Raw genomic sequence first — 15,166 nt, forward strand, 5'->3', positions numbered from 1 at the left:
GGGAATGTCGGGGCGGGGCGCTCGACGTCGCGACTTTAATTCATTTGCCGGGGAGCGAGCTATGCGCGGCTCGGCAACTTCGTCGCCTCAGGAGGTACCAACGCATTGGAGACAGCTTGGCAGCGCCTATGGCTCGCCGGGTCGGGCAGGCTCATATTGATGCAATCCTTGTCTGCTGAACTACCGTTGAACTTGAACGTTGCGCCGCCAGTCTGGTGCCGCGACTGCCTTAACCGAATCTCAAGCCAGAATGGAGCGAACCAATGGCGTTCTTTACCGCTGCCAGCAAAGCCGACTTTCAGCAACAACTGCAAGTGGCCCTGGCGCAGCATGTCGACGAGAGACTCCTGCCACAAGTGGGACTTTTCGCCGAGCAGTTCTTCGGAATTGTCGCCCTGCCCGAACTCACCCAGCGACGCATGACCGATCTCGTCGGTTCGACACTTGCCAGTTGGCGTCTGTTGGAGCGTTTCGATCCGGCCAGTCCGGAGGTGCATGTCTTCAATCCTGACTACGAGAAGCACGGTTGGCAGTCGACCCATAGTGTGGTCGAGGTGCTGCATCCGGATATGCCGTTCCTGGTGGACTCGGTACGGATGGAGCTGACCCGCCGCGGTTATGCGATTCATACGCTACAGAACAGCGTGCTACAGGTTCGCCGGAACGCCGATGGCAGCCTGATCGAGCTGCTGCCTAAAGGGCGCTCCGCCGAGGACAGCAAGGCCGAGTCGTTGATCTTCGTCGAGATAGACCGCTGCGCCAGTGCCGCTGCCTTGCGCGAACTGGAGCAGTCGCTGCATGCCGTGCTCGCCGACGTGCGTATTACCGTGAACGACTTCCCGCCCATGAAGGCCAAGGCCGAGGAGCATTGCGCCCGGCTGAGCGCATTGCCGCAGCAGGCCGGCGACGGGCAGCTGACGGAGATAATGGATTTCATGCGCTGGCTCGCCGATGACCACTTCACCTTCCTCGGTTATGAAGAATTCACCGTGGTGGATCAGGGTGACGGCGGGCGCATCGTGTATGACGAGTCGTCACTGCTGGGCTTGTCACGTACGCTGCGCACCGGGTTGGAGGAAAGCGATCAGCTGATCATGTCGCCGGCCCTGGCCTATCTACGCGAGCCGCTGCTGCTGTCGTTCGCCAAGGCAGCGACGCCGAGCCGGGTGCATCGCCCGGCCTATCCCGATTTCGTTTCCATCCGCGAGTTCGACGAACAGGGGCGGGTGGTCAAGGAATGTCGTTTCCTCGGGCTCTTCACCTCGTCGGTCTACACCCAGAGCGTGCGGCGGATTCCCTATATCCGCAGCAAGGTCGCGCAGGTGGTCGAGCGCTCTCACTTCGACGACTCGGCGCATCTGGCCAAGGAGCTGATCCAGGTACTCGAAGTGCTGCCGCGCGATGAGCTGTTCCAGATGACCCTGGATCAGTTGTTCGACACCGCGATCGCCATCGTGCAGATCCAGGAACGGAACAAACTGCGGTTGTTCCTGCGCACCGACCCTTACCGCCGCTTTTTCTACTGCCTGGTCTATGTTCCGCGTGACAGTTATTCGACCGAAACGCGATTGCGCATTCAACAGGTGCTGATGGATCGGCTGGAAGCCAGCGGCTGCGAATTCTCCACTTACTTCTCCGAATCCGTGCTCATTCGCGTGCAATTCCTGCTGCGTGTGGATCCGGGCAAGCAGGTGCAGTTCGACGCGGCGCAACTGGAACGGGAAATCGTGCAGGCCTGCCGCACCTGGCAGGACGATTATTCCAGCGTAGTGATCGAGCGCTTCGGCGAGGGGCAGGGCACCGGCATCCTCGCCGATTTTGCCAAGGGTTTTCCGGCTGGCTACCGCGAACGCTTTGCGCCGCATTCGGCTGCGGTGGACATGCAGCATGTGCTGAGCCTGAGCGAAGAACGGCCGCTGGTAATGAGCTTTTACCAGCCGATCACCGCCGCTGAGAATCGCCTGCACTGCAAGCTGTATCACCTCGACACGCCTCTGCCTTTGTCGGACATGCTGCCCATCCTGGAAAACCTCGGCCTGCGGGTGCTCGGCGAGTTTCCCTTCCATCTGCGGCACAAAAATGGGCGCGAATACTGGATTCACGATTTCGCCTTTACCTACGCCGAAGGTCTGGAAATCGACCTGATGGAGATCAACGAGCCGCTGCAGGATGCCTTCATTGCCATACACAACGGCCAGGCGGAAAACGATGCCTTCAACCGACTGGTGCTGACTGCCGGCCTGACCTGGCGTGAAGTGGCGCTGCTGCGCGCCTATGGACGCTATCTCAAGCAGATCCGCATGGGCTTCGATCTGGGATACATCGCCAGCGCATTGCTCAACCACACCGACATCGCCCGCGAACTGGTACGCCTGTTCAAGATGCGTTTCTACCTGGCGCGCAAGCTCGGCGAAGAAGATCTGGCCGACAAGCAGGCACGCCTGGAGCAGGCCATCGTCACTGCTCTGGATGATGTCGCGGTACTGAACGAAGATCGCATCCTGCGGCGCTACCTGGCCCTGATCAAGGCGACGCTGCGGACCAACTTCTACCAGACCGATGCCAGCGGGAAATTGAAAAGCTATTTCAGCTTCAAGCTCGATCCCCGCTCGATTCCGGAGATGCCGCGACCGGCACCGAAATTCGAGATATTCGTCTATTCGCCCCGGGTCGAAGGCGTTCATCTGCGAGGTGGCAAGGTGGCGCGTGGTGGGCTGCGCTGGTCGGATCGTGAAGAGGATTACCGCACCGAGGTGTTGGGGCTGGTGAAGGCGCAGCAGGTGAAGAACGCGATCATCGTGCCGGGTGGTGCCAAGGGCGGCTTCGTTCCGCGCCGGCTGCCGACAAGCGGCTCGCGCGACGAGGTGTTGGCCGAAGGGATCGCCTGCTATCGGATTTTCATTAGTGGCTTACTGGATATAACCGACAACCTCAAGGACGGCAACGTCGTCCCGCCGGTCAACGTGTTGCGCTATGACGAAGACGATCCCTATCTGGTAGTGGCGGCCGACAAGGGTACCGCGACCTTTTCCGACATCGCCAACGGCATCGCCGCCGAATACGATTTCTGGCTGGGCGATGCCTTTGCCTCCGGTGGCTCGGCGGGTTACGACCACAAGAAGATGGGTATCACTGCCAGAGGGGCCTGGGTCTCGGTGCAGCGGCATTTCCGCGAACGTGGCATCGACGTTCAGCGCGATCCGGTCAGCGTGATCGGCATCGGCGATATGGCCGGTGATGTTTTCGGCAACGGCTTGCTGATGTCCGAAACCCTGCAGATGGTCGCGGCGTTCAACCACCTGCACATCTTCATCGACCCCGATCCGGATGCCGCGCGCAGCTTCATCGAGCGCAAGCGTCTGTTCGATCTGCCGCGTTCGTCCTGGGCCGATTACGATGTCTCGCTGATTTCGGCGGGCGGCGGCGTTTTTTCGCGGTCAGCCAAGCGCATCGCGATCACCCCGCAGATGAAAGCGCGTTTCGACATCGCCGCGGATCAGCTCACACCTGCCGAACTGATTCATGCATTGCTCAAGGCGCCGGTCGATCTGCTCTGGAACGGCGGTATCGGTACCTACATCAAGAGCAGCATGGAGAGCCACGCCGATGTAGGCGACAAGGCCAACGACGTGCTGCGCGTCAACGGTAACGAAGTGCGGGCCAAAGTGATCGGAGAGGGCGGCAACCTGGGCGTCACGCAACTGGGGCGGGTCGAATACGGCCTGCACGGTGGTGCCTCGAACACCGACTTCATCGATAACGCCGGTGGGGTCAACTGCTCCGACCATGAGGTCAACATCAAGATCCTGCTCAACGAGATCGTCAGCGCCGGCGACATGACTGGCAAGCAGCGTGATCAGTTGCTGTTCGAGATGACCGATGCGGTGGCCGAACTGGTGTTGCATGACAACTACAAGCAGACCCAGGCGCTGTCGCAAGCGCAGCACCGTGCCCGTGAAGGCGGCGGTGAGTACAAGCGGTTGATCAGCGGCCTTGAAGCCGATGGATTGCTGGATCGTGCGCTGGAATTCCTACCGAGCGACGAGGCGTTGGCTGAGCGCGCAAGCCAGGGCCAGGGGCTGACGCGCGCCGAGCTGTCGGTGCTCATTTCGTACAGCAAGATCGATCTGAAAGAGGCGCTGCTGCAGTCACGCGTGCCGGACGATGCCTATCTGGCGCGGGAGATGGAGAGCGCATTCCCGCAGCTGCTGAGCGAGCGTTATCGTCAGCCGATGCTGCAGCATCGCCTCAAGCGCGAGATCGTCAGCACGCAGATCGCCAACGACCTGATCAACAATATGGGCATCACCTTCGTGCAGCGCCTCAGAGAGGCCACCGGCCTGAGCGCCGCGAACGTCGCTGGCGCCTACGTGATCGTGCGGGACATCTTCCATCTGCCGCACTGGTTCCGCCAGATCGAAGCGCTGGATTACAAGGTGCCGGCCGAGCTGCAGCTCAATCTGATGAATGAGCTCATGCGACTGGGCCGCCGTGCGACTCGCTGGTTCCTGCGCAACCGTCGCAACGAACTGGACGCGGCACGTGACATCGCTCATTTCGGACCGCGTGTGGCGGCGCTAGGCCTTAAGCTCGACGCGCTGCTGCAAGGCGGTACGCGTGAGTTGTGGCAGGGCCGTTACGAGCGTTACACCGAGGCAGGCGTCCCCGAGTTGCTGGCGCGGATGGTGGCTGGCACCAACCACCTGTACACCTTGTTGCCAATCCTCGAAGCCGCCGACAAGACCGGCCAGCCACCGGCTGACGTCGCCGCAGCCTATTTTGCCGTCGGGGGCGCGCTGGAGTTGCCCTGGTATCTGCAGCAAATCACCGCGCTTCCGGTCGAGAACAACTGGCAGGCGCTGGCGCGAGAGAGTTTCCGCGATGATCTCGATGCTCAGCAGCGTGCGATCACGGTGTCGGTGCTGCAGATGAGTGACGCACCGGAAGATCTGGATGAGCGGGTTCAGCTCTGGCTGGCGCAGCGTGAGTATCAGGTCCAGCGCTGGCGGCGGATGCTGGTCGAGTTGCAGGGCGCCAGCAGTGTCGACTACGCAATGTACGCCGTCGCTGGTCGCGAGTTGCAGGACTTGGCGCTGAACAGCACGCAGCAGTAGGTAACGGCTGGCTGCCGGACTGCTCTGCAGTTGGTTGCGCTTACTGAAACGCCGGTGCATTTGCACCGGCGTTTTTGTGTGATCGAGCTGTGGTCACGCGTTGGGTTCGTCTCGTATCGCTGCTCCCGCGACAGGAACGGCGTCCAGTTCCCTTGTGCGGGTTAGTTGCCCAGCCGAAAACGGGTTATCTGAGGCAGCGTGTGTAGATAACGCACCATGTCCGGCGCTCCGGCCAGTTTCAGCCCTTCGCCAAGGGCATTGGCGGCCGGCTGTCGCTTGTCCAGCAGGAGCAATTCAGTGTTGTTGGCGTTTCGCAAAAGCGTCAAGCGGGCGTACGGGATCTTCGCTTCCAGCAACAGCCCCATGAATTCACGATCGTTCCAGGCCTGCGCTGGCATGGTGATGGCGTGGTATTCGTTATCCAGAGTATGCAGCCCGCCCGCGTCGAGCCGGTAGTCGGTCAGCTCGCAAGGCAGGCTCACCTCCAGACCACGCAGTCGCGCATAGGCGATCGCACAGGCGAAGGCTTCGGCATGGTATTCACCCGACCAGTAGATGCGCTCGCCCAGCCAACTGGCCTGACGAAGCTCGATCGAAGCCCGAGTTAGAAAATCGGGCAGGGCGGTGGTAATGGTCCGCACGAAATCCTTATAGCTGATCACGCGGAGTTGACGGCAGGCTGGTGTGGCAGCCAGGGCTTCGAACGTCGGATAGGTCATTCCGTCGGCGCTTTGGCCACCGAGCCCGTCGATCTGTCGCAGGTCGATTGCCCGATGGCTGCTCTGCTCCTGACGCACGAGCCGCATCAAAGCCGCGCGAGCTCGGGCCTTGTCTTCCTGTATCGGGCCGGACAGGGCGCTTCTGGGGAGGTCGACGAATCGCTGCAGGCACGGTCCGTCGCTCCAGAAGATGCTCGGTGCCGGTTCGCAGAGTGGGGCGAACGGCAATCGGATCTGGCTGGCGTGCTCAAGAATCTGGCGCGGCGATTTGCCGGTCAGCCCAAGGCACTGGGCAAATCTGGCGATTCGGGAAGTCACGGGTGGCATCGGCTCGGGCAAGCTCATCATTGTGGATGAACGCATGGGGCAACGGTCGAAGTGTGGCAGAGCGGACGAGGCCGTGCACCGTGTTTGCCGAGCTTTTGCTCGAAGATGAGATATTCGGATACCAGCGATGTATCTTCCGCAGAGCGCCAGTATGGCAAAATCGCTGAGCTGATCAATGAGGAGCCTCCATGCCAAGCCTCGTGCTGGATATCGCGCTGCCTGCAGAAAAACTGTTGGCTGTCTACCAGGGGCGCGCCAATCGCATCCTGATCAAGAGCCGGGAAGGAAGAAATGTCAGCTTGCCGGCCCATCATCTGCGACCCTTTCTGACAACTGCGGGCGTGTTTGGTTCATTCGAGATGGAATTTGCTCCAGAGGGCCAGCTGATTCGCTTGCGCCGCCTCGATTGACTCTCGCTCGAATAAGGGCGATGCGGTGTGGTCGAACTGCGTTTCGCCCCGCTGAGAAATCCTCCTGCCTGCTATACTCCCGCGCCACACTTTCCAGGATCTAGGCTGCGTATGTATAACCTGGCTCGCCAGCTGCTGTTCAAGTTCACCCCCGAGACGTCCCATGAATTATCGCTCGATCTTATCGGTGCAGGCGGGCGCCTGGGGCTCAATGCGCTGCTGAACAAGACGCCGGCCGCGTTGCCGGTGCGCGTGATGGGCCTGGATTTTCCCAACCCGGTGGGGCTGGCGGCCGGACTGGATAAAAATGGCGAAGCGATCTGCGGAATGTCCCAGCTGGGATTCGGCTTCGTCGAAGTGGGTACCGTGACGCCGAGGCCGCAGCCGGGCAACCCGAAGCCGCGTATCTTCCGCCTGCCTGAGGCCGAAGCCATCATCAATCGCATGGGGTTCAACAACCATGGGGTCGATGCGCTGCTGGACCGGGTCGATGCAGCGCGATTCAAAGGCATTTTGGGTATCAACATCGGCAAGAATTTCGATACGCCGGTCGAGCGTGCCCAGGACGATTATCTGCTGTGCCTGGACAAGGTTTATCACCAGGCAAGCTATGTCACCGTCAACGTCAGTTCGCCCAACACGCCGGGACTGCGCAGTCTGCAGTTCGGTGATTCGCTCAAACAGTTGCTCGACGCGCTTCGCCAGCGCCGTGAAGATCTGGAAATATTGCATGGCAAGCGCGTGCCGCTGGCCATAAAGATCGCGCCGGACATGAGCGACGAAGAAACCGTTCTGGTGGCCGAAGCGGTGTTTCAGGCTGGGATGGACGCGATCATCGCGACCAACACCACGCTGAGCCGTGAAGGCGTCGCGGGGCTTGCCCATGCCGACGAAGCCGGTGGGCTTTCGGGGGCTCCGGTGCGCGAGAAAAGCACCCATACCGTCAAGGTGTTGGCTGAAACCCTGGCTGGTCGTCTACCGATCATTGCGGTCGGCGGGATCACGGAAGGCCGGCACGCGGCGGAAAAGATCGAAGCCGGAGCGAGCCTCGTTCAGCTGTATTCGGGCTTCATCTACAAGGGGCCGGCATTGATACGCGAGGCGGTGGATGCCATCGCTGCGTTGCAATCAAGGAAGGAAGTGAATCGCTGATTGGTTGCCCGGTGGGGCTCCCTTGAGGGAGCCCCGGGCTTCAAGCCCGCCGCCCGGGTGGGGCGTGCCAGTTGAGGTCGGTGTGATCGTGTCAGCCGACCGCGTGGAGTTCGTTCAGTCGATGAAGACCGGCGGCGCCGGTCAGACCATCCCAGTTGTCGCCGCGACCCTCCCGCCAGCCGTTAATCCAGGCTTGGCGTACTTCGGGATGAGAAAAAGGACAGAGGTCGCGAGATTTACCGTGTATGCCATGCTGATAACCGCGTAGAAATGCTCGTTCCATCGGATCACGCTTGAGTCTTCTCATTGGGTATTGCCCTCAGTGGTTGACTGGTGTTCCTGTTGACCTCATGGCGAGGTCGGCAGATAGACTGCCAGCGAAGTCCGCTGCCGGCGTGGCGGACCTCTGCCGGACATCGTTGCGATACCGGGCTGAGTCGAGTTCTAACCTAATGACTCCGGGGCGGGAATGATCGTTTTGTCATAAGCAGGTAACCAAACAGTAGCGCTGCCCATAAGGCAGGCAAGACGCAGCTTTCCGGCGCCCCATTGCGTCTGATTCACAGTAAGTCATATTGACTGCGCCACCTATCGAACGAGATCCGGAGCGGGAATCCCCAACCGGTCGCACATATTCTTTGGACCATGCCATGACCGATCGTCACGAACTCATCCTCACATGCCCGAAAGGGCTGGAAGGCCTGCTGCTTGAAGAAGCCACCGAGCTCGGACTCGAAGAGGCGCGCGAGCAGACCGCTGCGATCCGCGGGTTCGCCGGCATGGATGTGGCGTATCGGTTGTGTCTCTGGTCGCGCCTGGCCAACCGGGTGTTGTTGGTGATCGATCGTTTCGCCACAGAAAACGCCGAAACACTGTATGACGGCGTTCATCGGATCGATTGGTCGGAGCACCTCGAAGCGAGCGGCAGCCTGGCGGTCGAGTTCAGCGGTCACGGATCGGGGATCGACAACACTCACTTCGGCGCATTGAAGGTCAAGGATGCGATTGTCGACCGCCTTCGCACGGCTACTGGCGAGCGCCCGAACGTCGATAAGCTGAATCCTGACTTGCGTATCCATTTGCGCCTGGATCGTGGTCAGGCGGTTCTTTCGCTGGATCTTTCCGGGCACAGCCTTCACCAACGTGGTTATCGCCTGCAGCAGGGCGCCGCGCCGCTAAAAGAGAACCTGGCGGCTGCGGTACTGATTCGTGCTGGCTGGCCGCGCATCGCCGCAGCCGGCGGAGCCTTGACGGACCCCATGTGCGGCGTCGGCACCTTCCTTATCGAAGGCGCCATGATGGCAGCGGACGTCGCGCCGAACCTGCGTCGTGAGCGTTGGGGGTTCAGCGCCTGGCTTGGCCACGTTCCGGCCATCTGGAATCGTCTGCATGCCGAAGCGCAGGCGCGGGCGGAGGCAGGTATGGCCCGGCAGCCGTTGTGGATACGCGGCTACGAGGCGGACCCGCGGCTAATACAGCCGGCCAAGAACAATATCGAGCGAGCGGGGCTAGCGAGCTGGATTCGTGTATATCAAGGGGATGTAGCCACATTCGAGCCCCGTCCAGACCAGAATCAGAAAGGCCTGGTGATCTCCAATCCGCCCTACGGCGAGCGTCTGGGCGATGAGGCGAGCCTTGTCTATCTATACCAGAACCTCGGCGAGCGGCTGCGACAGGCCTGCCTCGGTTGGGAGGCTGCGGTCCTGACCTCGGCGCCCGATCTCGGCAAGCGCATGGGCATTCGCAGCCACAAGCAATACGCCTTCTGGAACGGTGCGTTGCCGTGCAAGCTATTGCTGATCAAGGTCGAGCTGGATCAGTTCGTCACTGGTCAGCGCAAAGCGTTCACTGAAAACAAGCCTGAGCAGGAGCCCGCCATGGAACTGGCGCGCCTGAGCGAGGGTGGCCAGATGTTCGCCAACCGCTTGCAGAAAAATCTGCGCCAGCTTGGCAAGTGGACACGTAAGGAGGGCATCCAGTGCTATCGGCTATACGACGCCGACATGCCCGAATACGCCTTGGCCATCGATCTGTACGGTGATTGGGTGCATGTGCAGGAATATGCACCGCCGCGCTCGATCGATCCGGAGAAGGCCCAGGCGCGCCTGTACGATGCGCTGAGCGCGATCCCGCAGGCGCTGGGCGTTTCCCGCGACCGTGTGGTGGTCAAGCGACGCGAGCGCCAGAGCGGGACGCGTCAGTATGAGCGTCAGGCCAGCCAGGGCGAATTCCTGGAGGTCAGGGAAGGCGACGTCAAACTGCTGGTGAATCTCACCGATTATCTCGATACCGGGTTGTTTCTCGATCATCGCCCGATGCGCCTGCGTATTGCGCGCGAAGCGGCCGGTAAGCGCTTCCTGAATCTTTATTGCTACACAGCGACTGCCACCGTCCACGCGGCCAAGGGCGGTGCGCGCAGCACGACCAGTGTCGATCTGTCGAAAACCTATCTGGACTGGGCACGGCGCAACCTGGCGCTGAACGGCCTGTCCGATCGGCAGCGTCTGGAGCAGGGCGATGTGATGGCCTGGCTGGAAGAGGATCGTGGCGAGTACGACCTGATCTTCATCGACCCGCCGACCTTCTCGAACTCCAAGCGCATGGAAGGCGTTTTTGACGTCCAGCGCGACCATATCGCTTTGCTCGACTTGGCCATGGCGCGGTTGGCAACAGGCGGTACGCTGTATTTCTCCAACAACTTCCGCAAGTTCGTGCTTGACCCGGGTATCGCCGAGCGCTACGCCGTCGAAGAGATCACCAGTGCCACGCTGGACGAGGATTTCCGCCGCAACAGCAAGATTCACCGTGCCTGGAAGCTCCAGGCGCGCTGAAGCTTTCGCAGAAAATGATCGGCTCGCCGTTTCAGTCGAGCCCGTGCCGGCGGCGCCAACCGCCGGCACGCCGGGTTAACGTTGCGCGGTGCTTTCGTTGCCTGGGCGGTTGTAGAGACTGACCAGTACCTGATCCAACACTGAAGACGCGCCCCAGGGCCGGGGGTGGTTGAGAATCGCGACAACTGCCCAGGTGTTGCCATCGTTGTCGCGGCTATAACCGGCGATTGCTCGCACGTTGTTCAACGTGCCGGTCTTGATATGTGCTTTGCCGGCGACGCCGGTGTTGCGCAGACGCTTGCGCATGGTGCCGTCAATCGCTGCGAGTGGCATCGAGGAAATGAATTCCGCGGCGTAGGGGCTCTGCCATGCAGCCTGGAGCAAGCTCGCCAGTTCCCGTGCGCTGACGCGTTCGGCACGCGACAGGCCTGAGCCGTTCTCGATGACCAGATGCGGTGAAATCAGTCCCTTCTTCGCCAGCCACTGACGGATCACACGCTGCGCGGCTATGGAATCATCCGCGTCCGTTTCGTTGCGAAATTCCGCACCCAGGCTCAGAAACAACTGCCGCGCCATGGTGTTGTTACTGTATTTGTTGATGTCGCGGATGATTTCGACCAGGTCCGGCGAGTAAGCACGGGCGATCATCCGCGCGTCGTCAGGTACCGGGGCGACGCGATCCTCACCGAGGATGCTGCCACCGAGTTCCTTCCAGATCGCACGCACGGCGCCGGCGGCGTAGCGTTGATGATCGAGTAGCGCCAGATAGGTTTGGCCGCTGCAGCCGGCCGGAAGCTTGCCGGTGACGACGACCGTAACGCCTTCGGCATCTTCGATCGGGTTGTAACGAATATCAGGCCAGCCTGGACACTTGGCCTTCGGCAACGCCTGAATGCGATTGTCGATACGAACCGAGGCGATCGGTGGCTCGACGACGACGTTCACATTGCCGGCATCGTTACGGGCGATGAAGCGAAGCGCCTTGAGGTTGACCAGCAGCGAGTCCGGTGCGACCAGGAAGGGCTTGTTCTTGTCATTGCCGTCGTCATCGAAAATCGGAAGGGCAGGCTGAACGAAGTGGCTGCGATCCAACACCAATTCTCCGGTCACGGTCTGCACGCCGTTGACGCGCAGGTCTCGTAGCAAAAGCCAGAGTTTCTCCATGTTGAGCTTGGGATCGCCGCCACCCTTGAGATAGAGATTGCCATTGAGCGTGCCGTTCTCAATCGGGCCGTCGGCGTAGAATTCCGTTTTCCATTGATGATTGGGCCCCAGCAGCTCCAGCGCGGCATAGGTCGTGACCAGTTTCATGGTCGAGGCGGGGTTTACCGATACGTCGGCATTCACGAACGTCGGGGTCGCGTTGGTGTTGAGCGGCAGCATGACGACGGACAGCGCGCTGCTCTCGATCTTGTTTGCCTTGAGTGCCTGCGCGACGCGTGAGGGCAGGGTCTGGTTGATGGCTTCGGCATAAACCGGGAATGCCAGCGGTAGCGTCAGTGCGGCGGCGGCGACACGGCCTAGAAATCTGCTGATTGCGCTGCCCCGATTGGCTGGGGCAGTTCTTGCGAGAATCAATGACATGGAGGTTCCCTACTACGTTCAGGGAAAATGGCGGGCCATTATGCCCGTGACCGAGAAGTGACGTACTTCTCATCCGACAAGCGTAGACGGCGATGTCGAGAGTCTGCAAAAAAGACGATGAGCAGTGCGGCCTGATGCAATCGCACAAGCGCGGCGTTGCTGTTAGAGTGCGCGCCGTCATCTCGTTAGAAAAAAGGACCGATTCAATGGCTACCAATCGCTCGCGTCGTTTGCGCAAGAAACTCTGTGTCGACGAATTCCAGGAACTGGGTTTTGAAGTGACTCTGACCTACGGTGAGGGTCTTGATGCCAAGGCGGTGGACGATTTCCTCGAAGCCTTTCTGACCGAGGCCATCGAAGCCAACGGTCTGGGCTATATCGGTGGTGAGGATTACGGTTTCGTTTGCCTGGCCAGCCGTGGCTCGGTCAACGAAGAGCAGCGCGGTCAGGTCGAGGCGTGGCTCAAAGGGCGCAACGAGTTGTCCGAATTCAACGTAAGCCCGCTGATGGACGTCTGGTACCCGGAAAACGAGATCAACGCTAAGGCATGATCGAGTCGTTCTTGTCCTGATCGGTTGTGGTTGTTTGCCCGCGTTTGCGCAATGCAATCCGGGCAAACAGCCTACGCAGCATATACACCAGCAACGTAACGGCTAATGCTACGCCCACGCCAACTACCGCGTTGATCAGGCGCAGCTGTGGTAATTCCCAGTCTTGCGCCAGGGTTTCGGCCAGTAACAGGAAACTTAGGGTCGTCTGCAAGACGAAAAGCCCATAGTGATGTGCCTGGAACGCCCGGCTGAGCATGACCAGCGGCAGCATGATCATGACCATCATCGGCGGATCGGCCAGGCTGTGGCCCATGTAGATCAACACCGCCGCTGCACAAAGAATCCCGACCCCGGCCTGCAGAGCCCGAGTGAGGCTGCGTTGTAGATCCATCTGCAGCGTGGTAAAAACCGCCAGCGTCAGCCAATAGCCTCGTGGAAGATCGGCAATGTTGACGGTCAGACCGCCTGCGGCAGCTGCGATCATGTATGTGAGTGCATGCAGTCGCCACTGGCGAATCGGCGTGCGCCGCGCTCGTCGGCGCAGCACTTTCATCAAGCTGAGCAGTCGCGGCATGTATGGCCACATGCGCAGGCCATGCATGCCGCGTAAGCCGAAGGCGAGCAGGGTGACCCAAAGGCCGCCCAGCGCGAACAGAGTGGCAATCGCCTGGGGGTTGTTGAAATCCCCGATGCCGTACTGGCCCTGGCCGAGGCAGAGACAGATGGCCAAGCCGATCCCGAGCTTGCCGGCTTCGCTACCGTAACGTTGCAGCCATGCCAGCAGCAGACCGTAAAAGGCGAACAGGCCAAGGCTGATCAGTGGATGGGTTGCCGACCAGAATCCTAGGCCGGCGCTGCCGGCGCCAAGGGCTATCAGCAACAGCATTCGCAACATTCCGAGACGGTGCAGTGGATTCGCCTTGGCTGCCTGGAAGGCCCCGACTGTGGCCCAGAGAAAACCCGGATGGCCGCTGAACAGGCCGAGCAGAAGCGGCAATGCGCAGCCCAGGCCCGCCACGGCCGCCGCTCCCCAGGCGGGGCGGCCAGGCTGCCATCCGACGATCTTCCACAACGGTTTTTTCATCTGGCTCACGTCGGGCTCGAGCGTCCAGTCATTTCGCTGGCCATCTCGGTCGCGTAGCTGTCGGTCATACCGGCGATAAAGTCGATCATCCGTACGAAGGATTGATACAGCGGCCAGTCGGGGTCTGGAGCGTTGCTGCCAAGCAGATCCAAAATGCGGCGATTCTTGAATGACGGGGTGCGCCCGCCGTGTTGCTCCAGCGCCGCGCCACAGAAGGCGTTGAGTAGTATCTCGAGCGTCGTATAGGCGCCGATTTCATGCAGCGTCTTACGTTTGTCCTGAAAGATTTTCTGCCGCGCCAAGGCTTTGGCCTGCACCACGCAGCGCTTGGCGGGGCCGTGCATATGCTCGACCAGATCCCCGGTGAGTTGGCCCGCCAGTAGTGCCTGTTGCTGTTCGACAAAGGCGCGTGCAGCTGCGTTGGTAAGGTGTTCGATTGCCTTGCCTCTGAGAATCGCCAGCTTGCGTCTACGCGAATCGGCAGGACCGAGCTGCCGGTAGGTTTCCGGCACATCTTCGCCCACCAGGTCCAGCAGCAGCGCCTCGACCTCGGGATAGTCGAGCAGGTCCATTTCGAGCCCGTCTTCTAGATCGATAAGGCCGTAGCAGATGTCATCTGCCGCTTCCATCAGATAGACCAATGGATGGCGCGCCCACCGTTGCTCGTCCAACTTCGGTAGGCCGAGTTTCGACGCAATCTGCTCGAGCAGGGGCAGCTCGCTCTGATAACAGCCGAATTTATGTTTCTTGTAGCCGAGCGCCTCGGCATGACGCGATGTCCAAGGGTACTTGAGGTAAGTGCCGAGCGTTGCGTAGGTCAGCCGGGTGCCACCATCGAACTGATGGTATTCGAGCTGTGTAAGCACCCTGAAGCCTTGGGCGTTGCCCTCGAAGTTGAGAAAGTCGGCTCGCTCGGCGTCGCTCATGTCATCGAGCCAGCCACGCCCGGCGGCCTGCTGGAACCAGTGGCGAATGGCATCTTCGCCAGAATGACCGAACGGCGGGTTACCAATATCATGCGCGAGACACGCCGACTGAATGACCATGCCGAGATCGGCCGGGCTGCACCATTCCGGCAGGTCTTCACGCAGCACCTCACCCACGCGCATGCCGAGTGAACGCCCAACGCAGCTAACCTCTAGCGAATGGGTTAGGCGGGTGTGGATGTGATCGTTACTTGAGACCGGATGCACCTGGGTCTTGCGACCAAGCCTGCGGAACGCGCCGGAGAAGATGATCCTGTCGTGATCCTTGTGGAATGGACTTCGACCAAGTTCTTCATTGCTGTGGACGGATTTCCCGAGCCGTTCACGATTGAGCAGGGTGTTCCAGTCCAAAGAGCAACTCCTTGTGATGCCGTCAGTGGGGACCGATAGGCCAAGCGGCGCCATTCC

10 protein-coding genes are annotated in these 15,166 nt (G+C 60.6%); 5 read left to right on the top strand and 5 right to left on the bottom strand.

Going from position 1 to position 15,166, the window contains the following annotated elements:
* Positions 1-263: 263 nt before the first annotated feature.
* Complete coding sequence (locus NA645_RS07210) at positions 264-5,114, top strand: NAD-glutamate dehydrogenase (RefSeq protein WP_256048205.1); 4,851 nt, start codon at positions 264-266, stop codon at positions 5,112-5,114.
* A 161-nt stretch (positions 5,115-5,275) separates the two neighbouring features.
* Here the strand turns inward: NA645_RS07210 and NA645_RS07215 are convergent, their stop codons facing one another.
* Entirely contained in the window at positions 5,276-6,181 is a 906-nt protein-coding gene (locus NA645_RS07215; RefSeq protein WP_256048327.1) for a DUF6685 family protein, read from the bottom strand.
* A 167-nt stretch (positions 6,182-6,348) separates the two neighbouring features.
* On the opposite strand from NA645_RS07215, the gene NA645_RS07220 reads away from it, so the two are divergent.
* On the top strand, positions 6,349-6,570 hold the full coding sequence (locus NA645_RS07220) for a DUF2835 domain-containing protein (RefSeq protein WP_256048206.1): 222 nt from the start codon (positions 6,349-6,351) through the stop codon (positions 6,568-6,570).
* A 111-nt stretch (positions 6,571-6,681) separates the two neighbouring features.
* Positions 6,682-7,722, top strand: coding sequence for a quinone-dependent dihydroorotate dehydrogenase (locus NA645_RS07225; RefSeq protein WP_197444612.1), 1,041 nt, complete (start codon positions 6,682-6,684; stop codon positions 7,720-7,722).
* A gap of 91 nt (positions 7,723-7,813) precedes the next feature.
* On the opposite strand, the gene rmf is transcribed toward NA645_RS07225, so the two are convergent.
* Positions 7,814-8,029, bottom strand: a complete 216-nt coding sequence (gene rmf, locus NA645_RS07230) for a ribosome modulation factor (RefSeq protein ID WP_021207445.1) — start codon at positions 8,027-8,029, stop codon at positions 7,814-7,816.
* 343 nt (positions 8,030-8,372) lie between these two features.
* Here rmf and rlmKL point away from each other — a divergent pair, with 343 nt between their 5' ends.
* Positions 8,373-10,553: a bifunctional 23S rRNA (guanine(2069)-N(7))-methyltransferase RlmK/23S rRNA (guanine(2445)-N(2))-methyltransferase RlmL gene (gene rlmKL, locus NA645_RS07235; RefSeq protein ID WP_256048207.1), complete on the top strand. Its 2,181-nt coding sequence runs from the start codon at positions 8,373-8,375 to the stop codon at positions 10,551-10,553.
* 75 nt (positions 10,554-10,628) lie between these two features.
* Here the strand turns inward: rlmKL and dacB are convergent, their stop codons facing one another.
* On the bottom strand, positions 10,629-12,137 hold the full coding sequence (dacB, locus tag NA645_RS07240) for a D-alanyl-D-alanine carboxypeptidase/D-alanyl-D-alanine endopeptidase (RefSeq protein ID WP_256048208.1): 1,509 nt from the start codon (positions 12,135-12,137) through the stop codon (positions 10,629-10,631).
* Positions 12,138-12,343: 206 nt separating this feature from the next.
* Between dacB and NA645_RS07245 the strand changes: the two genes are divergently transcribed.
* Complete coding sequence (locus NA645_RS07245; protein ID WP_197444615.1) at positions 12,344-12,688, top strand: YggL family protein; 345 nt, start codon at positions 12,344-12,346, stop codon at positions 12,686-12,688.
* Here NA645_RS07245 and NA645_RS07250 read toward each other — a convergent pair.
* Positions 12,678-13,772: an FUSC family protein gene (locus NA645_RS07250; protein ID WP_256048209.1), complete on the bottom strand. Its 1,095-nt coding sequence runs from the start codon at positions 13,770-13,772 to the stop codon at positions 12,678-12,680. The two genes, NA645_RS07245 and NA645_RS07250, sit on opposite strands and share 11 nt — an antisense overlap.
* Before the next feature lie 5 nt (positions 13,773-13,777).
* Entirely contained in the window at positions 13,778-15,109 is a 1,332-nt protein-coding gene (locus NA645_RS07255; RefSeq protein WP_256048210.1) for a deoxyguanosinetriphosphate triphosphohydrolase, read from the bottom strand.
* Positions 15,110-15,166 lie beyond the last annotated feature (57 nt).

The organism is Stutzerimonas stutzeri (genome assembly GCF_024448955.1).
GTDB classification, from domain to species: domain Bacteria; phylum Pseudomonadota; class Gammaproteobacteria; order Pseudomonadales; family Pseudomonadaceae; genus Stutzerimonas; species Stutzerimonas stutzeri_AQ.